This is a genomic window from Citrobacter sp. wls706, from assembly GCF_005281305.1.
Lineage (GTDB): Bacteria > Pseudomonadota > Gammaproteobacteria > Enterobacterales > Enterobacteriaceae > Citrobacter > Citrobacter werkmanii.
Genome location: NZ_SZXG01000038.1, coordinates 42,987 through 65,124 on the forward strand (window position 1 = coordinate 42,987; position 22,138 = coordinate 65,124).

23 protein-coding genes are annotated in these 22,138 nt (G+C 53.2%); 15 read left to right on the forward strand and 8 right to left on the reverse strand.

Features of this window, described 5'->3' with window-relative positions; all coding sequences use genetic code 11:
* Nucleotides 1-105 precede the first annotated feature (105 nt).
* The 11 genes from skp to tilS all read left to right on the forward strand — a co-directional run bounded on the left by skp (nucleotide 106) and on the right by tilS (nucleotide 13,239).
* Nucleotides 106-591 (forward strand): molecular chaperone Skp, encoded by a 486-nt coding sequence (skp, locus tag FDW92_RS19405; RefSeq protein WP_016151765.1) that lies wholly within the window; start codon nucleotides 106-108, stop codon nucleotides 589-591.
* Between the two features lie 3 nt (nucleotides 592-594).
* On the forward strand, nucleotides 595-1,620 hold the full coding sequence (gene lpxD, locus FDW92_RS19410; protein WP_042312169.1) for a UDP-3-O-(3-hydroxymyristoyl)glucosamine N-acyltransferase: 1,026 nt from the start codon (nucleotides 595-597) through the stop codon (nucleotides 1,618-1,620).
* 103 nt (nucleotides 1,621-1,723) lie between these two features.
* Entirely contained in the window at nucleotides 1,724-2,179 is a 456-nt protein-coding gene (gene fabZ, locus FDW92_RS19415; RefSeq protein ID WP_003018528.1) for a 3-hydroxyacyl-ACP dehydratase FabZ, read from the forward strand.
* A gap of 3 nt (nucleotides 2,180-2,182) precedes the next feature.
* Nucleotides 2,183-2,971, forward strand: a complete 789-nt coding sequence (gene lpxA, locus FDW92_RS19420; RefSeq protein ID WP_042312166.1) for an acyl-ACP--UDP-N-acetylglucosamine O-acyltransferase — start codon at nucleotides 2,183-2,185, stop codon at nucleotides 2,969-2,971.
* Nucleotides 2,971-4,119: a lipid-A-disaccharide synthase gene (gene lpxB / locus FDW92_RS19425; protein ID WP_042312164.1), complete on the forward strand. Its 1,149-nt coding sequence runs from the start codon at nucleotides 2,971-2,973 to the stop codon at nucleotides 4,117-4,119. Before lpxA ends, lpxB begins: the two co-directional genes overlap by 1 nt.
* Entirely contained in the window at nucleotides 4,116-4,712 is a 597-nt protein-coding gene (gene rnhB / locus FDW92_RS19430) for a ribonuclease HII (protein WP_038637421.1), read from the forward strand. Before lpxB ends, rnhB begins: the two co-directional genes overlap by 4 nt.
* A 24-nt stretch (nucleotides 4,713-4,736) precedes the next feature.
* A complete protein-coding gene (dnaE, locus tag FDW92_RS19435; protein WP_042312162.1) occupies nucleotides 4,737-8,219 on the forward strand; it encodes a DNA polymerase III subunit alpha in 3,483 nt (1,160 codons plus the stop codon).
* 12 nt (nucleotides 8,220-8,231) lie between these two features.
* Entirely contained in the window at nucleotides 8,232-9,191 is a 960-nt protein-coding gene (accA, locus tag FDW92_RS19440; protein WP_042312159.1) for an acetyl-CoA carboxylase carboxyl transferase subunit alpha, read from the forward strand.
* 98 nt (nucleotides 9,192-9,289) lie between these two features.
* The gene (ldcC, locus tag FDW92_RS19445) at nucleotides 9,290-11,428 is read left to right on the forward strand and encodes a lysine decarboxylase LdcC (protein WP_042312156.1); all 2,139 of its coding nucleotides are present in this window, start codon (nucleotides 9,290-9,292) and stop codon (nucleotides 11,426-11,428) included.
* 67 nt (nucleotides 11,429-11,495) lie between these two features.
* The gene (locus tag FDW92_RS19450) at nucleotides 11,496-11,885 is read left to right on the forward strand and encodes a VOC family protein (protein WP_042312154.1); all 390 of its coding nucleotides are present in this window, start codon (nucleotides 11,496-11,498) and stop codon (nucleotides 11,883-11,885) included.
* A gap of 61 nt (nucleotides 11,886-11,946) precedes the next feature.
* Entirely contained in the window at nucleotides 11,947-13,239 is a 1,293-nt protein-coding gene (gene tilS, locus FDW92_RS19455; RefSeq protein ID WP_042312152.1) for a tRNA lysidine(34) synthetase TilS, read from the forward strand.
* A gap of 83 nt (nucleotides 13,240-13,322) precedes the next feature.
* Here the strand turns inward: tilS and rof are convergent, their stop codons facing one another.
* Both rof and FDW92_RS19465 read right to left on the reverse strand, forming a co-directional pair.
* Complete coding sequence (gene rof / locus FDW92_RS19460) at nucleotides 13,323-13,583, reverse strand: Rho-binding antiterminator (protein ID WP_032940409.1); 261 nt, start codon at nucleotides 13,581-13,583, stop codon at nucleotides 13,323-13,325.
* Nucleotides 13,570-13,770 carry a YaeP family protein gene (locus FDW92_RS19465; RefSeq protein WP_005132083.1) on the reverse strand — a complete coding sequence of 67 codons (201 nt, stop codon included), beginning with the start codon at nucleotides 13,768-13,770 and terminating at the stop codon, nucleotides 13,570-13,572. Before FDW92_RS19465 ends, rof begins: the two co-directional genes overlap by 14 nt.
* Nucleotides 13,771-13,958: 188 nt before the next feature.
* On the opposite strand from FDW92_RS19465, the gene FDW92_RS19470 reads away from it, so the two are divergent.
* The 3 genes from FDW92_RS19470 to nlpE are packed head-to-tail and all read left to right on the forward strand — an operon-like array spanning nucleotide 13,959 to nucleotide 15,652.
* Nucleotides 13,959-14,504, forward strand: a complete 546-nt coding sequence (locus FDW92_RS19470; RefSeq protein WP_042312149.1) for a YaeQ family protein — start codon at nucleotides 13,959-13,961, stop codon at nucleotides 14,502-14,504.
* On the forward strand, nucleotides 14,501-14,923 hold the full coding sequence (gene arfB, locus FDW92_RS19475) for an alternative ribosome rescue aminoacyl-tRNA hydrolase ArfB (protein ID WP_042312146.1): 423 nt from the start codon (nucleotides 14,501-14,503) through the stop codon (nucleotides 14,921-14,923). Before FDW92_RS19470 ends, arfB begins: the two co-directional genes overlap by 4 nt.
* 30 nt (nucleotides 14,924-14,953) lie before the next feature.
* Nucleotides 14,954-15,652 (forward strand): envelope stress response activation lipoprotein NlpE, encoded by a 699-nt coding sequence (gene nlpE, locus FDW92_RS19480; RefSeq protein ID WP_094300986.1) that lies wholly within the window; start codon nucleotides 14,954-14,956, stop codon nucleotides 15,650-15,652.
* A 41-nt stretch (nucleotides 15,653-15,693) separates the two neighbouring features.
* On the opposite strand, the gene proS is transcribed toward nlpE, so the two are convergent.
* The 6 genes from proS to metN form a co-directional block, all read right to left on the reverse strand.
* The gene (gene proS / locus FDW92_RS19485) at nucleotides 15,694-17,412 is read right to left on the reverse strand and encodes a proline--tRNA ligase (RefSeq protein ID WP_042312143.1); all 1,719 of its coding nucleotides are present in this window, start codon (nucleotides 17,410-17,412) and stop codon (nucleotides 15,694-15,696) included.
* A 113-nt stretch (nucleotides 17,413-17,525) separates the two neighbouring features.
* Entirely contained in the window at nucleotides 17,526-18,233 is a 708-nt protein-coding gene (gene tsaA / locus FDW92_RS19490; RefSeq protein WP_137400686.1) for a tRNA (N6-threonylcarbamoyladenosine(37)-N6)-methyltransferase TrmO, read from the reverse strand.
* The gene (gene rcsF, locus FDW92_RS19495) at nucleotides 18,230-18,634 is read right to left on the reverse strand and encodes an Rcs stress response system protein RcsF (RefSeq protein ID WP_042312139.1); all 405 of its coding nucleotides are present in this window, start codon (nucleotides 18,632-18,634) and stop codon (nucleotides 18,230-18,232) included. The genes tsaA and rcsF overlap by 4 nt, the downstream gene beginning before the upstream one ends.
* 116 nt (nucleotides 18,635-18,750) lie before the next feature.
* Nucleotides 18,751-19,566 carry a methionine ABC transporter substrate-binding lipoprotein MetQ gene (gene metQ / locus FDW92_RS19500; protein WP_006686809.1) on the reverse strand — a complete coding sequence of 272 codons (816 nt, stop codon included), beginning with the start codon at nucleotides 19,564-19,566 and terminating at the stop codon, nucleotides 18,751-18,753.
* 44 nt (nucleotides 19,567-19,610) lie between these two features.
* A complete protein-coding gene (locus tag FDW92_RS19505; protein ID WP_042312137.1) occupies nucleotides 19,611-20,264 on the reverse strand; it encodes a methionine ABC transporter permease MetI in 654 nt (217 codons plus the stop codon).
* Nucleotides 20,257-21,288: a methionine ABC transporter ATP-binding protein MetN gene (gene metN, locus FDW92_RS19510; protein ID WP_038637459.1), complete on the reverse strand. Its 1,032-nt coding sequence runs from the start codon at nucleotides 21,286-21,288 to the stop codon at nucleotides 20,257-20,259. The genes FDW92_RS19505 and metN overlap by 8 nt, the downstream gene beginning before the upstream one ends.
* A gap of 189 nt (nucleotides 21,289-21,477) precedes the next feature.
* Between metN and gmhB the strand changes: the two genes are divergently transcribed.
* The gene (gene gmhB / locus FDW92_RS19515; RefSeq protein ID WP_042312133.1) at nucleotides 21,478-22,044 is read left to right on the forward strand and encodes a D-glycero-beta-D-manno-heptose 1,7-bisphosphate 7-phosphatase; all 567 of its coding nucleotides are present in this window, start codon (nucleotides 21,478-21,480) and stop codon (nucleotides 22,042-22,044) included.
* The last annotated feature ends 94 nt before the right edge of the window (nucleotides 22,045-22,138 follow it).

Genomic DNA, 22,138 nt, shown 5'->3' on the forward strand with positions numbered 1-22,138 from the left:
ATGTAGTGGTAGTGTAGCGCTGACTTTAGGCGATCTTGCATGGGATCGCCTGGCCACGCAAAGAACTGTACCTACGGGTGCAAATGGGATGGTAAGGAGTTAATTGTGAAAAAGTGGTTATTAGCTGCAGGTCTCGGTTTAGCGATGGCAACGTCCGCACAGGCCGCTGACAAAATTGCAATCGTCAACATGGGTAGCCTGTTCCAACAGGTTGCACAGAAGACAGGTGTTTCCGCTACGCTGGAAAACGAGTTCAAAGGCCGTGCCAGCGAACTGCAGCGCATGGAATCCGATCTGCAATCTAAAATGCAGCGTCTGCAATCTATGAAAGCGGGTAGCGATCGTACCAAGCTGGAAAAAGACGTTATGGCTCAGCGCCAGACTTTCTCTCAGAAAGCTCAGGCTTTTGAGCAGGATCGTGCGCGTCGTTCCAACGAAGAACGTGGCAAACTGGTTACTCGTATCCAGACAGCTGTGAAATCTGTTGCTAACAGCCAGAGCATCGATCTGGTCGTTGACGCAAACACCGTTGCATACAATAGCAGCGATGTAAAAGACATCACCGCTGACGTACTGAAACAGGTTAAATAAGTAATGCCTTCAATTCGACTGGCTGATTTAGCAGAGCAGTTGGATGCAGAATTACACGGTGATGGCGATATCGTCATCACCGGCGTAGCGTCCATGCAATCTGCACAAACTGGCAATATCACATTTATGGTGAATCCTAAGTACCGTGAACACTTAGGCGTATGCCAGGCTTCTGCCGTTGTGATGACGCAGGACGATCTTCCTTTTGCTAAGAGTGCGGCGCTGGTAGTGAAGAATCCCTACCTGACCTATGCTCGTATGGCGCAAATTTTAGATACCACGCCGCAGCCCGCACAGAACATTGCACCGAGTGCAGCGATCGATGCGACGGCGAAGCTGGGTAAAAATGTCTCTGTGGGCGCAAATGCGGTCATTGAGTCTGGCGTAGAGCTGGGCGATAACGTTGTTATCGGCGCAGGCTGCTTCGTCGGAAAAAATACAAAAATCGGTGCAGGTTCGCGTTTGTGGGCGAATGTGACGATTTACCACGACATTCAGATCGGTGAGAACTGCCTGATCCAGTCCAGCACTGTCGTCGGATCGGATGGATTTGGTTACGCGAACGATCGTGGTAACTGGGTGAAGATCCCGCAGCTTGGTCGGGTGATTATCGGCGATCGCGTCGAGATCGGCGCTTGTACCACCATTGACCGTGGTGCTCTGGACGATACTGTGATCGGTAATGGTGTTATCATTGATAATCAATGCCAGATTGCACATAACGTTGTGATTGGCGACAATACGGCGGTAGCCGGTGGCGTCATTATGGCGGGTAGCCTGAAGATTGGCCGTTACTGCATGATTGGCGGCGCCAGCGTGATCAATGGGCATATGGAAATATGCGACAAAGTCACGGTAACTGGCATGGGTATGGTGATGCGTCCTATCACTGAACCTGGCGTCTACTCCTCAGGCATTCCGCTACAACCCAATAAGGTATGGCGTAAAACAGCTGCACTGGTGATGAATATTGATGATATGAGCAAGCGCCTCAAAGCGATTGAGCGCAAGGTTAATCAACAAGACTAAAGCACCTTTTTTGCATGTCTGACTTTTCGGCCTGTCCCATTCATACGATTGCGACAGGCCGTGTTATTATTGCCTTTTAGTATATTTTGACAGGAAGAGTATTTTGACTACTAACACTCATACTCTGCATATTGAAGAGATTTTAGAACTTCTGCCGCACCGTTTTCCGTTTCTGCTGGTTGACCGTGTGCTGGATTTTGAAGAAGGTCGTTTTCTGCGCGCAGTGAAAAATGTATCCGTTAATGAGCCTTTCTTCCAGGGCCACTTCCCGGGCAAACCTATTTTCCCTGGCGTACTGATTCTGGAAGCGATGGCGCAGGCCACTGGTATCCTTGCGTTTAAAAGCGTAGGAAAACTGGAACCAGGCGAACTGTACTATTTCGCGGGTATTGACGAAGCACGCTTTAAGCGTCCTGTCGTGCCGGGCGATCAGATGATCATGGAAGTGACTTTCGAGAAAACGCGCCGTGGCCTGACCCGTTTTAAAGGGGTTGCGCTGGTCGACGGTAAAGTTGTGTGCGAAGCAACGATGATGTGTGCCCGTAGCCGGGAGGCCTGATACGTGATTGATAAATCCGCCTTTATTCACCCTACCGCCATTGTGGAAGAGGGCGCCAGTATTGGCGCTAACGCTCACATTGGCCCATTTTGTATTGTTGGACCCCATGTTGAAATTGGTGAGGGTACCGTACTGAAGTCTCACGTTGTCGTGAATGGCCATACAAAAATTGGTCGCGATAACGAGATCTATCAGTTTGCCTCCATCGGCGAAGTTAACCAGGATCTTAAATATGCTGGCGAACCGACCCGCGTGGAAATTGGCGATCGCAACCGCATCCGCGAAAGCGTCACCATTCATCGTGGCACAGTGCAGGGCGGTGGAGTGACTAAGGTGGGCAGCGATAACTTACTGATGATTAATGCGCACGTCGCGCATGATTGTACGGTAGGCAACCGCTGTATTCTGGCGAATAACGCCACGCTTGCCGGACATGTTTCGCTGGATGATTTTGTTATCATCGGCGGTATGACTGCGGTGCATCAATTCTGCATCATCGGCGCGCATGTGATGGTTGGCGGCTGTTCTGGCGTTGCTCAGGATGTGCCACCGTACGTTATCGCCCAGGGCAACCACGCGACGCCGTTTGGCGTCAACATCGAAGGTCTGAAGCGTCGTGGGTTCACCCGCGAAGCGATTACCGCGATTCGTAATGCCTACAAAGCGTTGTACCGTAGCGGTAAAACGCTGGAAGAAGTGAAGCCGGAAATCGCCGAACTGGCGAAACAGTACCCCGATGTCCAGGCTTTCAGCGACTTCTTTGAGCGCTCAACGCGTGGTCTGATTCGTTAATGACTGAGCAGCGTCCTTTAACGATTGCCCTCGTCGCCGGAGAAACCTCCGGCGATATTCTTGGTGCAGGGCTAATTCGCGCACTCAAAGCTCGTGTTCCCAATGCGCGTTTTGTTGGCGTGGCGGGGCCGCTAATGCAGGCCGAAGGCTGTGAAGCCTGGTACGAAATGGAAGAACTGGCGGTTATGGGCATTGTTGAAGTGCTCGGACGTCTGCGCCGTTTACTGCATATTCGTGCCGATCTCACTCGTCGATTCACCGATCTCAAGCCGGATGTATTCGTTGGTATTGATGCGCCTGATTTCAATATTACCCTTGAAGGGAACTTGAAAAAGCAGGGCATAAAAACCATTCATTATGTCAGTCCGTCCGTCTGGGCGTGGCGACAGAAACGCGTTTTCAAAATAGGCAGATCCACCAATATGGTGCTGGCCTTTCTGCCTTTCGAAAAAGCGTTTTATGACAAATTTAACGTCCCGTGCCGCTTTATCGGCCACACCATGGCGGATGCCATGCCGTTGGATCCGGATAAAAACGCGGCACGTGATATTCTGGGTATTCCCCACGATGCTCACTGCCTGGCGCTGCTGCCTGGAAGCCGTGGCGCTGAAGTGGAGATGCTCAGCGCCGATTTTCTGAAAACGGCGCAGCTGTTACGTCAGCATTACCCGGATCTCGAAGTGGTGGTGCCGCTGGTCAATGCCAAACGCCGGGAGCAGTTTGAGCGTATCAAGGCTGAGGTTGCGCCGGAGCTTTCCGTGCATCTGCTTAATGGCATGGGACGTGAAGCGATGGTGGCCAGCGACGCCGCACTGCTGGCTTCAGGCACCGCTGCGCTGGAGTGTATGCTGGCAAAGTGTCCGATGGTGGTCGGCTACCGCATGAAACCCTTCACCTTCTGGCTGGCGAAGCGTCTGGTGAAAACGGATTACGTTTCGCTACCTAACCTGTTAGCGGGAAGAGAACTGGTTAAAGAGCTGTTGCAGGAAGAGTGTGAGCCGCATGCGCTGGCGCAAGCGCTGTTGCCGTTACTGGCGAATGGCAAAACCAGCCATGCGATGCACGACACATTCCGTGAACTGCACCAGCAGATCCGTTGCAATGCCGATGAGCAGGCAGCGGATGCAGTCCTGGAGTTAGCGCAATGATTGAATTTGTTTATCCGCATACGCATTTAGTGGCGGGTGTGGATGAAGTCGGGCGTGGTCCTTTGGTCGGTGCGGTTGTTACTGCTGCCGTTATTCTGGATCCGGCTCGCCCGATTATCGGTCTTAACGACTCAAAAAAACTGTCAGAAAAACGTCGCCTGGCGCTGTTTGATGAAATCAAAGAAAAAGCGTTAAGCTGGAGCGTAGGCCGTGCAGAACCGCATGAAATCGACGATCTGAATATTTTGCATGCCACCATGCTGGCGATGCAGCGTGCGGTCGCGGGTCTGCATATTGCGCCAGAATACGTACTGATTGACGGCAATCGTTGCCCGGCATTACCGGTACCGTCGATGGCGGTAGTCAAAGGTGATAGCCGCGTTGCGGAGATTAGCGCAGCGTCAATACTGGCAAAAGTGACCCGCGATGCTGAAATGGCTGCGCTGGATACGGTTTTTCCGCAGTATGGTTTTGCACAGCACAAAGGCTATCCAACTGCTTTTCATCTGGAAAAATTGGCACTGTATGGCGCGACAGAGCACCATCGCCGCAGTTTTGGCCCCGTCAAACGCGCACTGGGACTCACGTCCTGATTCTTGTGTCGAAGGAATCTGAAGATGTCTGAACCACGTTTCGTCCACCTCCGGGTGCACAGCGACTACTCCATGATCGATGGGCTGGCGAAAACCGGGCCGCTGGTGAAGAAGGCGGCCGCGTTAGGCATGCCCGCGCTGGCGATTACCGATTTTACCAACCTCTGTGGTCTGGTGAAGTTTTACGGAGCGGGTCACGGCGCCGGTATTAAACCGATTGTTGGTGCAGATTTTCATGTCCGCAGTGAGCTATTGGGTGATGAACTCACGCAACTCACCGTGCTGGCCGCTAACAATACCGGCTATCAGAATCTGACGTTGTTGATATCAAAAGCCTATCAGCGCGGTTATGGCGCAGAAGGGCCGGTCATCGACAGGGACTGGCTGGTCGAGCTAAAAGAAGGTTTGATTTTGCTCTCCGGCGGTCGCATGGGCGACGTCGGACGTAGCTTGTTGCGCGGTAATAGCGCCCTGGTTGACGAATGCGTGGCGTTTTACGAAGCGCATTTTCCGGATAGCTACTTCCTTGAGCTGATCCGTACCGGCAGACAAGATGAAGAAAACTATCTGCATGCCGCGGTAGAACTGGCCGAAAGGCGTGGTTTGCCGGTGGTGGCGACCAACGATGTTCGCTTCCTGGAAACCGGTGATTTCGACGCGCATGAAATCCGTGTGGCGATCCACGACGGATTCACCCTTGACGATCCCAAACGTCCGCGTAACTACTCCGCGCAGCAGTATATGCGCAGCGAAGACGAGATGTGCGAACTGTTCTCCGATATCCCGGAGGCGCTGCAAAACACCGTCGAAATCGCCAAACGCTGTAACGTCACGGTGCGCCTTGGCGAATATTTCCTGCCGCAGTTCCCGACCGGCGATATGACCACCGAGGACTTCCTCGTGGCCAAGTCGAAAGAGGGTCTGGAAGAGCGACTGGAGTTCCTCTTCCCGGATCCGGAAGAGCGCGCCAGGCGCCGTCCGGAATATGATGAACGTCTGGATGTTGAGCTACAGGTTATCAACCAGATGGGATTCCCAGGCTACTTCCTGATCGTTATGGAATTTATCCAGTGGTCGAAGGATAACGGTGTACCAGTCGGCCCGGGACGTGGTTCCGGCGCAGGTTCGCTGGTGGCCTATGCGCTAAAAATTACCGACCTGGATCCGCTGGAATTTGACCTGCTGTTCGAACGTTTCCTCAACCCGGAACGTGTATCAATGCCCGACTTCGACGTTGACTTCTGTATGGAGAAACGCGACCAGGTTATTGAACACGTGGCGGAAATGTACGGTCGTGACGCGGTTTCGCAGATTATTACTTTCGGTACGATGGCGGCAAAAGCGGTTATCCGTGACGTGGGCCGCGTGCTGGGGCACCCGTACGGCTTCGTGGATCGTATTTCGAAACTGGTGCCGCCCGATCCGGGCATGACGTTGGCGAAAGCCTTCGAAGCTGAACCCCAACTGCCGGAAATCTATGAGGCGGATGAAGAGGTTAAAGCGCTGATCGATATGGCGCGTAAGCTGGAAGGCGTCACGCGTAACGCCGGTAAGCACGCCGGTGGTGTGGTTATCGCCCCGACCAAAATTACCGATTTTGCGCCGCTATACTGCGATGAACAGGGGCTACACCCGGTTACTCAGTTTGATAAGAACGACGTGGAATACGCCGGCCTGGTGAAGTTCGACTTCCTGGGTCTGCGCACGCTGACCATCATCAACTGGGCGCTGGAGATGATCAACGCCCGCCGTGAAAAGAACGGCGAGCCGCCGCTGGATATCGCGGCCATTCCGCTTGACGATAAGAAAAGCTTCGACATGCTGCAACGCTCGGAGACCACCGCGGTATTCCAGCTTGAATCCCGCGGCATGAAGGATCTGATCAAACGTCTGCAGCCTGACTGCTTCGAAGATATGATCGCACTAGTGGCCCTGTTCCGCCCAGGCCCGCTACAGTCGGGGATGGTAGATAACTTTATCGACCGTAAGCATGGCCGCGAAGAGATTTCCTACCCGGACGTACAATGGCAGCATGAGTGTCTGAAGCCGGTACTGGAGCCGACCTACGGCATTATCCTGTATCAGGAACAGGTTATGCAGATTGCCCAGGAGCTATCCGGTTATACGCTTGGCGGCGCGGATATGCTGCGTCGTGCGATGGGTAAGAAAAAGCCGGAAGAGATGGCCAAGCAGCGCGGCACCTTTGAAGAAGGGGCGAAAAAGCGCGGCGTCGACGGCGAACTGGCGATGAAAATCTTTGACCTGGTGGAGAAATTCGCCGGTTACGGATTTAACAAATCACACTCCGCTGCCTATGCGCTGGTCTCTTACCAGACGCTGTGGCTGAAGGCACATTACCCTGCCGAGTTTATGGCGGCGGTAATGACGGCCGATATGGATAACACCGAGAAAGTGGTCGGGCTGGTGGATGAATGCTGGCGCATGGGGTTAAAAATCCTGCCGCCAGACATTAACTCCGGGCTTTACCATTTCCACGTTAACGATGATGGCGAGATTGTTTACGGCATCGGCGCGATAAAAGGCGTGGGTGAAGGGCCAATTGAAGCTATTATTGAGGCGCGCAACGAAGGCGGTTACTTCCGCGAGCTGTTTGATCTCTGTGCGCGTACGGATATCAAAAAACTCAATCGCCGGGTGCTGGAAAAACTGATTATGTCCGGGGCGTTTGACCGCCTTGGCCCACACCGCGCGGCGTTGATGAATTCGCTGAATGATGCGCTAAAAGCCGCCGATCAGCATGCGAAGGCCGAGGCTATTGGCCAGGCTGATATGTTTGGCGTGCTGGCGGAAGAGCCGGAACAAATTGAACAGTCTTATGCCAACTGTACACCGTGGCCTGAGCAGGTAGTATTAGACGGTGAGCGTGAAACGTTAGGGCTTTACCTGACGGGACACCCCATCAACCAGTATTTAAAAGAAATTGAGCGCTATGTTGGAGGCCACAGGCTGAAAGACATGCATCCGACAGAACGTGGTAAAGTCACCACGGCTGCGGGGCTCGTCATTGCCGCGCGGGTAATGGTCACCAAGCGCGGTAATCGTATCGGCATCTGTACACTGGATGACCGTTCCGGGCGTCTGGAAGTTATGTTGTTTACCGATGCCCTGGATAAATACCAGCAATTGCTGGAAAAAGACCGCATACTTATCGTCAGCGGACAGGTCAGCTTTGATGACTTCAGCGGCGGGCTTAAAATGATGGCCCGTGAAGTCATGGATATTGACGAAGCCCGGGAAAAATATGCTCGCGGGCTTGCTATCTCGCTGACGGACAGGCAAATTGATGACCAGCTTTTAAACCGACTCCGTCAGTCTCTGGAACCCCACCGCTCGGGGACAATTCCAGTACATCTCTACTATCAGAGGGCGGATGCACGTGCGCGGTTGCGTTTTGGCGCGACGTGGCGTGTCTCTCCGAGCGATCGTTTGCTAAACGATCTCCGCGGCCTTATTGGTTCGGAGCAGGTGGAACTGGAGTTTGACTAATACAGGAATACTATGAGTCTGAATTTCCTTGATTTTGAACAGCCGATTGCAGAGCTGGAAGCAAAAATCGATTCTCTGACTGCGGTTAGCCGTCAGGATGAGAAACTGGATATTAACATCGATGAAGAAGTGCATCGCCTGCGTGAAAAAAGCGTAGAACTGACGCGTAAAATCTTCGCCGATCTTGGCGCATGGCAGGTAGCCCAACTGGCGCGCCATCCACAGCGTCCGTACACCCTGGATTATGTCCGCCTGGCGTTTGATGAATTTGATGAGCTGGCGGGCGATCGTGCCTATGCGGATGACAAAGCTATCGTCGGCGGTATCGCGCGTCTGGATGGCCGTCCGGTGATGATCATTGGTCATCAGAAAGGCCGTGAGACCAAAGAAAAAATTCGTCGTAATTTCGGCATGCCAGCGCCGGAAGGCTATCGCAAAGCGCTGCGTCTGATGGAAATGGCTGAACGTTTCAACATGCCGATCATTACCTTCATCGACACCCCTGGGGCTTACCCGGGCGTGGGCGCTGAAGAACGTGGTCAGTCTGAAGCCATCGCGCGTAACCTGCGTGAAATGTCGCGTCTGAGCGTACCGGTCATCTGCACCGTTATCGGTGAAGGTGGTTCCGGCGGCGCGCTGGCGATCGGCGTAGGCGATAAAGTGAACATGCTGCAATACAGCACCTATTCCGTTATCTCCCCGGAAGGTTGTGCTTCCATTCTGTGGAAAAGCGCGGATAAAGCGCCGCTGGCCGCTGAAGCGATGGGCATTATCGCGCCGCGTCTGAAAGAGCTGAAGCTTATCGACTCTATCATTCCTGAACCGCTGGGTGGCGCGCACCGCAACCCGGAAGCCATGGCGGCGTCACTGAAAGCGCAACTGCTGACCGATCTCGCCGATCTTGATGTGTTAGGTAAAGAAGATCTGAAAAACCGTCGTTACCAGCGTCTGATGAGCTACGGCTACGCGTAAACTGCATTCATTCTGAAAAGGGCCACAATGCTGTGGCCCTTTTTTTACCTGTTGTTTGACCAGGCTATGCTTAACTAAGGTTTTTCCAGGAGGAACGCATGAATATCATTGCCATCATGGGACCGCATGGCGTCTTTTATAAAGATGAGCCCATCAAGGAACTTGAGCGTGCGCTACAACAGCAGGGTTTTCAGATTATCTGGCCGCAGAATAGCGTTGACCTGCTGAAGTTTATCGAACATAACCCGCGAATTTGCGGCGTCATTTTTGACTGGGATGAATACAGTCTCGATCTGTGCAGTGAGATCAACCAGCTAAACGAATATCTTCCGCTCTACGCCTTTATTAATACCCATTCGACTATGGATGTCAGCGCCCATGATCTGCGCATGGCGCTGTGGTTTTTTGAGTATGCGCTGGGCCAGTCTGAAGACATTGCCACCCGCATCCGCCAGTACACCAGTGAATATCTGGATAACATCACGCCGCCTTTTACCAAAGCGCTATTTACCTATGTGAAGGAAGGAAAGTATACCTTCTGCACGCCCGGTCATATGGCGGGAACGGCATACCAGAAAAGCCCGGTCGGCTGCTTGTTCTATGATTTCTTTGGCGGCAATACGCTGAAAGCCGATGTGTCCATTTCTGTGACCGAGCTGGGTTCGCTGCTGGATCATACCGGCCCGCACCTGGAAGCGGAGGAGTATATCGCGCGCACTTTTGGCGCCGAGCAGAGCTATATGGTGACCAACGGCACGTCCACCTCCAATAAAATTGTTGGTATGTATGCCGCACCAACCGGCAGTACGCTGTTGATTGACCGCAACTGTCATAAGTCGTTGGCGCATTTGCTGATGATGAGCGATGTGGTGCCAATCTGGTTGAAGCCGACGCGTAATGCGTTGGGTATTCTGGGTGGTATCCCCCGAAGGGAATTTACCCGTGCAAGCATTGAAAGCAAGATAGAGGAGACCCCCCAGGCGCAATGGCCTGTGCATGCGGTGATCACCAACTCTACCTATGACGGCCTGCTGTATAACACCAACTGGATCAAGCAAACGCTGGATGTGCCCTCTATCCATTTTGATTCAGCCTGGGTGCCATATACCCATTTTCATCCGATCTATCAGGGGAAAAGCGGGATGAGCGGTGAGCGCGTGCCGGGGAAGGTGATTTTTGAAACCCAGTCTACCCACAAGATGCTGGCGGCGTTGTCACAGGCTTCTCTGATCCATATTAAGGGTGACTACGACGAAGACACCTTCAACGAAGCCTTTATGATGCACACATCCACTTCGCCGAGTTACCCGATTGTTGCCTCGATAGAAACCGCAGCGGCCATGCTGCGAGGCAATTCAGGCAAGCGGTTAATCAATCGTTCGGTGGAGCGGGCGCTGCATTTTCGTAAAGAAGTGCAGCGGTTGCGTGAAGAGTCGGATGGCTGGTTTTTTGATATCTGGCAGCCGGAAAGGGTGGATGAAGCAGAATGCTGGCCGGTAGCGCCTGGTGAAGACTGGCACGGATTTGTCGATGCTGACGCCGACCACATGTTCCTCGACCCGGTGAAAGTCACTATTCTGACGCCGGGGATGGATGAACAAGGAAATATGAGTGAAGAGGGGATCCCCGCCGCGTTGGTGGCGAAATTCCTTGATGAACGCGGCGTGGTTGTCGAAAAAACGGGACCGTATAATCTGTTGTTCCTGTTCAGCATCGGTATTGATAAAACCCGGGCGATGGGCCTGCTGCGCGGCCTGACGGAATTTAAGCGTTCGTACGATCTGAATTTACGCGTGAAAAACATGCTGCCGGATCTCTATGCCGAGGATCCCGACTTTTATCGCAATATGCGTATTCAGGATCTGGCGCAGGGGATCCATAGGCTTATTCGCCAGCACGATCTCTCCGGGCTGATGCTGCGGGCATTTGATACCTTACCGGAAATGAAAATGACGCCGCATCAGGCCTGGCAGCGGCAGATCAAAGGTGAGGTTGAAACGGTGGCGCTTGATCAACTGGTGGGGCGCGTTTCCGCCAATATGATCCTGCCTTATCCGCCCGGAGTACCGCTCTTGATGCCTGGTGAAATGATCACGGAAAAAAGCCGGGCTGTACTCGATTTCCTGCTGATGCTGTGTTCAGTGGGCCATCATTATCCTGGATTTGAAACCGATATCCATGGCGCTAAACTGGGTGAGGATGGCGTGTATCGTGTGAGAGTCTTAAAAATGGCATAACGACTTGCCTGAACCCATTACGCACGAGTAACGTGCTGAAAGAACAAACGAAAGAGGCGATGACGCTATGCTGGGATTAAAACAGGTTCACCATATTGCCATTATTGCGACGGACTACGTGGTGAGTAAGGCATTTTACTGCGATGTGCTGGGCTTCACCCTGATGAGCGAAGCCTACCGGGAAGAGCGTGACTCCTGGAAAGGCGATCTGGCATTGAACGGTCAGTATGTGATTGAGCTCTTTTCTTTCCCATTTCCACCTTGCCGCCCGAGTCGACCGGAAGCCTGTGGTTTACGTCATCTGGCGTTCAGTGTGGATGATGTAGAGAAAGCGATCGCGCATCTGGAGGCTCGCGATGTGAAGTGTGAGGCGGTACGCATCGATCCTTTTACCGGCAAACGCTTTACGTTTTTTAACGATCCCGACGGATTACCGCTCGAACTGTATGAGCTGTAAGGCTTGTTATTGTGGCGTTAGCCCGGTAACGTGCCGGGCAATGCCATTGTAAGTAACCATCATGACAACACTCACGCTGAATACTTCACTGCTGAATTCTCAATCGATTCTGGTCGCCTTTAGCGGCGGGCTGGACTCCACCGTGCTGCTGCATCAGTTAGTGCTGTGGCGAGCACAGCACCCTGACGTTACGTTGCGCGCAATCCATATTCATCATGGACTAAGTCCCCATGCGGACAGTTGGGTGCAGCACTGTGAATCGATATGCGCGCAGTGGCAGGTGCCGTTGGTGGTTGAACGGGTCCGTCTGGAGGATGATGGCCTGGGTATAGAAGCTCAGGCGAGGCGGGCGCGCTATCACGCATTTGCACAGACGTTACTGCCGGGCGAGGTACTGATGACCGCCCAGCATTTGGATGACCAGTGCGAAACCTTTCTGCTGGCACTTAAGCGCGGCAGTGGTCCTGCCGGGCTTTCCGCCATGGGGGAAAGCTCACCGTTCGCCGGAACCCAACTGATCCGACCGCTGCTGGCGCAAACACGAGAGGCGCTGGAAGGGTGGGCGCGACAGCACCAATTATGCTGGATCGAAGATGAAAGTAATCAGGATGATACCTACGATCGCAATTTCCTCAGATTGCGCGTTACTCCCTTGCTGCAACAGCGTTGGCCACACTTCGCGCAAGCTACAGCCCGCAGCGCAGCGCTGTGCGCCGAGCAGGAGAGCTTGCTGGATGAATTGCTTGCCAGCGATCTAGCCGACTGTGTCACGGCCCAAGGCACACTGTTGCTGGCGCCGCTTATGATGATGAGCGATGTGCGGCGCGCTGCGCTGCTTCGCCGCTGGCTGGCGGGATTACATGCGCCAATGCCTTCCCGTGACGCTCTGGAACGTATCTGGCAGGAAGTCGCGCTGGCACGAGAGGATGCTTCCCCCTGTTTTCGCCTTGGAGGGTTCGACATTCGTCGCTACCAGTCGCAACTGTGGTGGGTGAAACCGGTCGACGGGCACAGCGAAACCGTCATTCCTTGGCCATGCTGGCAAACGCCGCTGACGCTGCCCGTTGGGCTGGGATCGGTGCAGTTAATCTCCGCAGGCGAATTGCGCGTGCCTAAAGCGGACGAGCTGGTCAGTATTCGTTTTAAAGCGCCAGGCGTATTACATATTGTCGGGCGTAACGGTGGACGTAAATTAAAGAAAATCTGGCAGGAGCAGGGGATTCCACCCTGGCGACGAGATACCACGCCGCTGCTTTTTTATGGTGAAACGTTGATTGCGGCTGCGGGTGTTTTTGTGACGCGTGAGGGAATAGCAGAAGATGAAGAAGGTGTGAGTCTGATTTGGCATGCCTGATGGCGCTGCGCTTATCCGGCCTACGTATCGCATGGACCGTAGGCCGGATAAGGTGCTTGCACCGCCATCCGGCAACAAAATAATCAGGATTCGCTGACTACCACGGTACCGATTTGTGGGTGGCTGAAGCTGGCAATTTTGTCGAGGCGAAGCTCACGGGTTTCACCTGCGACCTCTGCGACCAGATATTCCACGTTTTTGCGGGAAACCAGATCGTTTGCCTTCGCCTGCAAAACTTCGCCATCTTTTAACGCCAACGTCAGTAACAAATGGTGCTGGCAGGCGAGTTCAAGATTGTCGTAATCATCACAGTTGATGGGTTGATACGTTTCATTCATTGACATAATCGCTCACCAGTAAGTTCGCGGCAGCATAGGCCGCTTTTTCCCTGACCGACTCTGAAAGGGCGCTGTCTGCCGCCACTTCATTAAGCACCTTCAATACGCAGCCCAGCGCATCCGGGACATACCCTAAGTCTCCGCTGGCGATTTCCGCGTACCGCTTGCGTATTAACTCACAATATTTTTCCACATGCCCTCCTGTCAGCACTCTGACTTAACCGTGGATGCAAGTCTAAGCCTACGAAGATAAACTCTGTTTAGCAAGGTGACTATACCATACTCATTCAGGCAATATCAGCGCCTTGATAGAGGCGCTGTTAGCAGCCTTTTGCCGTGGTTTTCGCTACAATGTGCGCCTGATTCGAAAGGAGTTCTCAAATGGCGCTTAAAGCGACAATCTATAAAGCTGTAGTCAATGTGGCGGATCTTGACCGCAACCAATTCCTTGACGCAGCCTTGACGCTGGCGCGTCACCCTTCAGAAACCCAGGAGCGCATGATGCTGCGTCTGCTGGCGTGGATTAAATATGCCGATGAGCGCCTGCAGTTTACGCGGGGCCTGAGTGCGGAAGATGAACCGGAAGCATGGCTGCGAAACGACCATCTGGGCATTGATTTATGGATTGAACTCGGCCTGCCGGATGAGCGCCGTATTAAGAAAGCCTGCACTCAGTCTGCTGAGGTGGCCCTGTTTACCTACAACAGCCGTGCGGCCCAGATCTGGTGGCAACAAAACCAGAGTAAGTGCGCGCAGTTTAAAAATCTTACCGTGTGGTATCTGGATGACGAACAGCTGGCACAACTGAGTGAATTTGCTGGTCGCACCATGGCGCTGCAGGCGACGATCCAGGATGGCGCGATCTGGTTGTCCGATTCTCAGAACAATCTGGAAATTCATCTGACCGCGTGGCAGCCGCGTTCATGATTGTTATCTCCCGAAACGTCTCTATCCCTGACAATGAGCTGGAAATCACGGCGATTCGGGCGCAGGGCGCGGGCGGTCAGCACGTTAACAAGACCTCGACGGCTATCCATTTGCGCTTTGACATTCGGGCCTCTGGCCTGCCAGAGTATTATAAGGAACGACTGCTTGCCGCCAGCCATCATCTGATTAGCAGCGATGGCATTATTATCATTAAGGCGCAGGAATACCGTAGCCAGGAGCTTAATCGGGAAGCGGCAATCTCGCGGCTGGTGGCGGTGATCAAAGAATTAACCGCAGTGCAAAAAAGCCGACAGGCAACGCGTCCTACGCGCGCTTCGAAAGAGCGTAGGTTGTCGTCGAAGGCGCAAAAATCCACAGTGAAAGCACTGCGCGGGAGAGTTCGTCGAACGCAAGACTGACGAGCAGGAATAAAAATTTATAAGGAATTGATAGTGAAAACAGCAATATTGTCCGTAGTCGCTGCATGCACGCTTTTTTCCTTGATCGGCTGTAACAACCGTACTGAAGTCGAAGTACTACAGCCGACACGGGCGGCAGAATTAAAACCGATGCAGCAGAGCTGGCGTGGCATCCTGCCTTGCGCAGACTGCGAAGGGATTGAAACTTCTCTGTTCCTTGAAAAAGACGGAACATGGGTGATGAACGAACGCTATCAGGGGGTGAGGGATGAACCGTCGTCCTTTGCCTCTTATGGTACATGGGCGCGCACTGCTGACAAGCTGGTGCTGACCGACAGCAAAGGTGAAAAGTCGTACTACCGGGTAAAAGGTGAAGCGCTGGAAATGCTCGATCGTGAAGGTAATCCGATTGAGTCGCAGTTCAACTACACGCTCCAGCCGGTTTCCGCCAGCTTACCAGTGACGCCAATGCCGATGCGGGGGATGTACTTCTATATGGCTGATGCAGCTATCTTTACCGACTGCGCAACGGGTAAACGGATGCCGGTGGCGAATAACGCCCAGCTTGAGCGTGACTATTTAGCCGCTCGCGCGGAAAACGGGCAGTCCGTACTGCTGACGCTGGAAGCGCATTTCACGCTGGAGGCGAACCCGGACACCGGCGAAAAAGTGAAAACGCTGATGGCGGATAAAGATGCGAAGTTTATCCCTGGTAAAGCGTGTAATTAATCGATAAAAAAGGCCCTGATAATCAGGGCCTTTTGCTGGTATTAGCCTTTAATGGCTTTTACCAGGTAGTCGACGATGTCGCCTGTTTTAATCAACTGCTTCTCGCCGTTACGACGGTATTTGTATTCGATATCGTCGTTGTCGAGGTTACGGTCGCCCAGCACGATGGTGTGCGGAATACCGATCAGTTCCATATCGGCAAACATCACGCCCGGACGCTCTTTACGGTCGTCCATCAGCACTTCAATGCCCTGCGCGCGCAACTCAGCGTACAGTTTTTCAGCCAGTTCCTGCACGCGATAGGACTTATGCATGTTCATCGGCAGAATTGCCACCTGGAACGGGGCAATGGCGTCTGGCCAGACGATACCGCGATCGTCATAGTTCTGTTCGATAGCGGCAGCAACCACGCGAGTTACCCCGATACCGTAGCAACCCATGGTCAGGATCTGGTTACGACCGTCTTCGCCCTGAACGGCGGCTTTCATCGCTTCAGAGTACTTGGTGCCCAACTGGAAGATGTGACCCACTTCGATGCCGCGTTTAATCAGCAACGTACCCTTGCCATCCGGACTCGGATCGCCAGCGACCACGTTACGGATGTCCGCAACTTCCGGGGTGGCAACGTCGCGATCCCAGTTGATACCGAAATAGTGCTTACCGTCGATGTTCGCGCCCGCGGCGAAATCGCTCATCACGGCAACGGTACGGTCGATAACAACCGGAATTGGCATGTTCACCGGACCGAGAGAACCCGGACCCGCTTTCACCAACGCGCGAATTTCTTCTTCAGTGGCGAAGGTCAGCGGGCTGGCAACCTGCGGCAGTTTTTCCGCTTTGACTTCGTTCAGCTCGTGATCGCCGCGAACCAGCAGCGCAATCAGCCGAGACTTGCTGCCTTCAACCGCTTTCACCAGCAGGGTTTTTACGGTTTTTTCGATCGGCAGGTTGAACTGTTCAACCAGCTCGGCGATGGTTTTCGCGTTCGGCGTATCAACCAGCGTCATCTCCTGCGTTGCTGCCGCACGCGGCTCTTTCGGGGCCACGGCTTCGGCGAATTCGATGTTTGCTGCATAGTCGGAGGAGTCGGAGAAGATCACATCGTCTTCGCCGCTCTGCGCCAGCACCTGGAATTCGTGAGAGGCGCTACCGCCGATTGAACCGGTGTCCGCCTGGACCGCACGGAAATCGAGACCCATACGGCTGAAGATCTTGCTGTACGCCGCATACATCGCGTCGTAGGTCTCCTGCAGGGATTCCTGAGAAGTATGGAAAGAATAAGCATCTTTCATCAGGAATTCGCGGGAACGCATCACGCCGAAGCGCGGACGGACTTCGTCACGGAATTTAGTCTGGATCTGGTAAAAGTTCAGCGGCAGCTGTTTGTAAGAGCTCAGCTCGTTACGAATCAGGTCGGTGATCACTTCTTCATGCGTTGGGCCAAGGACGAACGGGCGATCGCCACGGTCAGCAATACGCAGCAGTTCCGGGCCGTATTGTTCCCAACGGCCACTCTCTTGCCACAGCTCAGAGGGCTGAACGACCGGCATCAACACCTCGATCGCACCGGCGTTGTTCATCTCTTCACGCACGATGTTTTCGACTTTTTTCAGGACGCGCACGCCGGTCGGCAGCCAGGTATATAACCCGGAGGCCAGCTTGCGGATCATCCCGGCGCGCAGCATCAGCTGGTGGCTGATGACTTCGGCGTCGGCAGGTGTCTCCTTCAGAGTGGAGAGCAGATATTGGCTAGTACGCATGTTGTTACGGTTCCAGTTGAACGATCGAACAGGCTCAAAACGAGCCTGGCACAAAACAAAAGTGGTTTAGTTTACCAGCGAGAAAGGGATGTCAAAAGAGTACGCGACGCAAATTAGCGGGCTTCCAGAGCAAAGACCTCAAATCCTGACGGCGTTACGCGCCAGCGGACGTTAAAGTCCAGCAGCCAAACGGCATAGGTTTTGCCTTCTTCCTCGTTTTTACGGTAGGCAGGACGGGGATCCTGCGCCAGCACTTCGGCAATAAACTGGCGAAGATGCGGATAACGTTTTTCCAGCCCAGCCAGTTGCCCGGTGATCTCTTCACTGAACGTCACAGCTACGCTGGCCTGCGGTGCATCCTGAGCATAGCTGGCGCGAGCAGCGGGCAGCGATTCGGCAAATGGCAGATACGGCTTAATATCCACTACCGGCGTACCATCGACAAGATCCAGCCCGCCGAGCTCAAGGATAACGTGCTCTTTATGGCAGCGGATGCCCCGTAGCTCAACCAAAGACATGCCAACAGGGTTAGGACGAAACGTTGAACGCGTGGCGAAGACGCCCATTCTGGCGTTGCCGCCAAGACGGGGAGGGCGCACGGTTGGACGCCATCCTCCTTCCATTGTCTGATGAAAAACAAAAATCACCCACAAATGGCTGAAGGCTTCCAGGCCGCGAACGGCATCGGCCTGGTTATAGGGAGCGAGCAAATGCAGTTCGCCGCTGGCGCTTTTCACCAGACCTGGCTGGCGTGGAACAGCGAACTTTTCTTTATAAGGTGAGCGGATAACGCCTATTTGCTCGAACTGAAAATGGCTCATTTCGCCGAAATGTTCAGTGCAGAACCAATGCAAACCGCCTGACGATAGCAACCTGGGGTCCCGCTGGTTACTTCGCAACTGTGCAGCAATACCGCATTCGCTTTCATTTTAGAGGCGTTAATCTGCATGCGTTTACGTGCGGTTGGGATGCTAGGAGGGGAATCCTGGTTTGATGCCTGACAGGATTCGCCGCTGACTTCGCCGAGATCGCGGAACGGTTTACCCACTAAATCTTCGGCGTTAGTAATGATCTTTACCGGCGCCGCGCGCGGTGCTTTTGGTTTTTCCGGCTCCGCTTTTGGCGGGGTAGCGGTGCTTTGAACGGGTTCAACAGGGGATCTGCTTAACATAGAACAGCCGCTCAGCATGAGTGCTACTAAACAGATCGGTAAAGCACGCATAATATTTCCTCAATGAATGATCTAAACGTCAGATATTGAATCAGGTGCTTGCATAAATGACAAGACGGGCAAGCGCCCGTCCTGATGATATTACAGATTCTGGAAACAGCCTAAAATTACCAGCCCTTAACCGCACCGCCGTTGAAGACTTTGTTTGCCGCTTCGTACACTTCGTCAGACTGGTAGGCCTGCACGAATTTCTTCACGTTCTCAGCATCTTTGTTGTCTTCACGGGTCACGATCAGGTTTACGTACGGAGAATCTTTATCTTCAACAAAGATACCGTCTTTTGCCGGGGTCAGGCCAATCTGGCTGGCGTAGGTGGTGTTGATGACCGCCAGGGCGATTTGCGCATCGTCCAGGGAACGCGGCAGCTGCGGCGCTTCCAGTTCAACCAGCTTCAGGTTTTTCGGGTTTTCAATCACGTCCAGCGCGGTCGGCAGCAGGCCAACACCGTCTTTCAGTTTGATTAAGCCCACTTTTTGCAGCAGCAGCAGCGAGCGACCGAGGTTAGTCGGGTCGTTTGGAATAGCGACCTGAGAACCTTCCTGCAGCTCATCCAGTGATTTGATTTTTTTGGAATAGCCCGCAATCGGATAAACAAAAGTATTGCCTGCGGCAACCAGCTTGTAACCACGATCTTTAATCTGCTGATCCAGGTACGGTTTGTGCTGGAAGGCGTTGGCATCAATGTCGCCTTTGCTCAGCGCTTCGTTAGGCAGGACGTAATCGTTAAACGTGACCAGCTCAACGTCCAGACCGTATTTTTCTTTTGCCACTTTCTGCGCGACTTCTGCAACCTGCTGCTCTGCGCCAACAATAACGCCCACTTTGATGTGGTTAGGATCTTTTTCATCCTGACCGCAACCCACAAGTGCCAGAGAACCGATCAAGGCTCCAACTGCCGCAAAGGTTTTGAATTTGAACGCCATGCTTATTTCCTTTTCTTAATGAGTTTTTAGTGTTGTGTGCAATGTTATTTGTGCGTGACAATCCGGACGATGCGATCGCCGGATAACTGAATTAAATAAACCAGAACGACGAGCAATACCAGTACTGTATTCATCACGGTGGCGTTGTAGCCAATATAACCGTACTGGTAGCCAATCTGTCCCAGACCACCTGCGCCGACGGCACCGCCCATCGCGGAATAGCCAACCAGCGTGATGAGCGTGATGGTGGCAGCATTGACCAGGCCCGGCAGCGCTTCTGGCAGCAGGACTTTACGCACGATCTGTAACGGTGTAGCGCCCATCGCACGGGAGGCTTCAATCAGCCCGGTAGGGATTTCCAGCAGCGCATTTTCCACCATACGGGCGATAAACGGCGCGGCGCCGACGGTCAGCGGGACGATAGCGGCCTGCAGCCCGATAGAAGTACCCACAATCATGCGGGTGAAAGGAATCATCCACACCAGCAAAATAATGAATGGGATGGAACGGAAAATATTTACCAGTGCAGAGAGCGTACGGTAAAGCTTAGCGTTCTCAATGATTTGCCCAGGACGCGTAACGTACAGCAATACGCCAACCGGCAGGCCAATGACAAAACCAAAAAAACCGGACACAAAGGTCATTGCCAGCGTTTCCCATACGCCGCGAACCAGCAGCCACATCATCGGCTCAGACATAACCCAGTACCTCTACTTTTACATGGTGTTCCTGCAGCCAATTAATGGCTGCTTGTGTATCTTCCTGTGTGCCGTGCATTTCAGTCAGCATGATGCCGAACTTCACGCCGCCGGCGTAATCCATCTGCGCGCTAATAATGTTGTTATTTACATTAAAGCGACGGGCCGTCTCAGAGAGTAATGGCGCATCGACCGAATGACCGGTGAACTCCATGCGCAGCATTGGCACGCTGTCGGCCTGCGGCTCTGCTTTTAAACGTTCCAGATAATCTTCCGGGATATCCAGATGCAGAGTGGACTGGATAAACTTCTGTGCCAGCGGCGTTTTCGGATGAGAGAAAACTTCGCTGACGGTGTCTTGCTCAATCAGTTCACCATTACTGATGACCGCCACGCAGTCACAAATGCGTTTTACTACGTCCATCTCATGGGTAATTAGCAGAATGGTGAGACCCAGACGACGGTTAATGTCTTTCAGCAGCTCCAGAATCGAACGCGTGGTTGCCGGGTCGAGTGCGCTGGTGGCTTCATCGCACAGCAACACTTTGGGATTACTTGCCAGCGCACGAGCGATCGCCACTCGTTGTTTTTGTCCACCGGAAAGGTTGGCCGGATAGCTATCATGCTTGTCGCCAAGACCGACTAAATCCAGCAGTTCTGTTACACGGCGTTTGATCTCTTCTTTTGGTGTGTTATCCAGTTCCAGCGGCAGCGCGACGTTGCCAAATACGGTACGGGAAGAGAGCAGGTTAAAGTGCTGGAAAATCATGCCGATTTGACGGCGAGCTTTGGTCAACTCGGACTCTGAAAGCGTGGTCAGTTCCTGACCGCCAACCTGAACGCTGCCTTCGGTTGGGCGCTCGAGTAAGTTAACGCAGCGGATAAGTGTACTTTTACCGGCACCTGAGGCGCCAATTACGCCGTAAATCTGCCCGGCAGGAACGTGCAGGCTGACATTATTTAGCGCCTGAATGGTGCGAGTCCCCTGCTGGAACACTTTGGTGATATTCGAAAGTTTAATCATTGGTTATTTATTATCGTAATTAAGTTAGCCGTGGCATTTTCGTCTGTCTGGGACGGTCAAGGCCGTCAACAAGATGGATGTTAAGGCATCCAGACGTCTAAATCAATCTAGCTTTGCACGATGAGCACTTTCTTGCCCGCCGAAACATGCGATACTAGAGCCACATGCCTTATTCAGGAGCTATAAAAGGTGGCAAAGTCTGTACCCGCAATTTTTCTCGACCGTGACGGCACCATTAATGTGGACCACGGTTACGTACATGAGATTGACGAGTTCGAGTTTATCGACGGTGTTATTGATGCCATGCGTGAACTTAAAAATATGGGTTACGCGCTAATTGTGGTGACGAACCAGTCTGGTATCGCGCGCGGTAAATTTACCGAGGCTCAGTTTGAAACGTTGACCGAATGGATGGACTGGTCGCTGGCCGATCGCGACGTTGATCTGGATGGTATCTACTATTGCCCGCATCATCCGCAGGGTACCGTAGAAGAGTATCGTCAGGTCTGCGATTGCCGTAAACCGCATCCCGGGATGCTGATTTCCGCCCGCGACTTCCTGCACATCGATATGGCTGCTTCTTATATGGTAGGCGACAAAATAGAAGATATGCAGGCGGCAGCTGCTGCGAATGTTGGAACCAAGGTACTGGTGCGCACGGGCAAACCCGTCACGCCGGAAGCAGAAAATGCGGCAGATTTGGTTATAAATAGTCTGGCAGACCTGCCAATGGCGATAAAAAAGCAGCAAAAGTAAGCGTTGTGGGTAAAAGGTGAGCGGTTGAAACAAAAATGCATTTTTCCGCTTGTCTTCCTGAGTCGACTCCCTATAATGCGCCTCCATCGACACG

Bases quoted from the DNA above. Each gene is read 5' to 3' on its own strand.
- lpxD (WP_042312169.1), top strand. From the start codon at position 595: ATGCCTTCAATTCGACTGGCTGATTTAGCAGAGCAGTTGGATGCAGAA.
- lpxB (WP_042312164.1), top strand. From the start codon at position 2,971: ATGACTGAGCAGCGTCCTTTAACGATTGCCCTCGTCGCCGGAGAAACC.
- rnhB (WP_038637421.1), top strand. From the start codon at position 4,116: ATGATTGAATTTGTTTATCCGCATACGCATTTAGTGGCGGGTGTGGAT.
- dnaE (WP_042312162.1), top strand. From the start codon at position 4,737: ATGTCTGAACCACGTTTCGTCCACCTCCGGGTGCACAGCGACTACTCC.
- accA (WP_042312159.1), top strand. From the start codon at position 8,232: ATGAGTCTGAATTTCCTTGATTTTGAACAGCCGATTGCAGAGCTGGAA.
- ldcC (WP_042312156.1), top strand. From the start codon at position 9,290: ATGAATATCATTGCCATCATGGGACCGCATGGCGTCTTTTATAAAGAT.
- FDW92_RS19450 (WP_042312154.1), top strand. From the start codon at position 11,496: ATGCTGGGATTAAAACAGGTTCACCATATTGCCATTATTGCGACGGAC.
- tilS (WP_042312152.1), top strand. From the start codon at position 11,947: ATGACAACACTCACGCTGAATACTTCACTGCTGAATTCTCAATCGATT.
- rof (WP_032940409.1), bottom strand. From the start codon at position 13,583: ATGTCAATGAATGAAACGTATCAACCCATCAACTGTGATGATTACGAC.
- FDW92_RS19470 (WP_042312149.1), top strand. From the start codon at position 13,959: ATGGCGCTTAAAGCGACAATCTATAAAGCTGTAGTCAATGTGGCGGAT.
- arfB (WP_042312146.1), top strand. From the start codon at position 14,501: ATGATTGTTATCTCCCGAAACGTCTCTATCCCTGACAATGAGCTGGAA.
- proS (WP_042312143.1), bottom strand. From the start codon at position 17,412: ATGCGTACTAGCCAATATCTGCTCTCCACTCTGAAGGAGACACCTGCC.
- tsaA (WP_137400686.1), bottom strand. From the start codon at position 18,233: ATGAGCCATTTTCAGTTCGAGCAAATAGGCGTTATCCGCTCACCTTAT.
- rcsF (WP_042312139.1), bottom strand. From the start codon at position 18,634: ATGCGTGCTTTACCGATCTGTTTAGTAGCACTCATGCTGAGCGGCTGT.
- metQ (WP_006686809.1), bottom strand. From the start codon at position 19,566: ATGGCGTTCAAATTCAAAACCTTTGCGGCAGTTGGAGCCTTGATCGGT.
- FDW92_RS19505 (WP_042312137.1), bottom strand. From the start codon at position 20,264: ATGTCTGAGCCGATGATGTGGCTGCTGGTTCGCGGCGTATGGGAAACG.
- metN (WP_038637459.1), bottom strand. From the start codon at position 21,288: ATGATTAAACTTTCGAATATCACCAAAGTGTTCCAGCAGGGGACTCGC.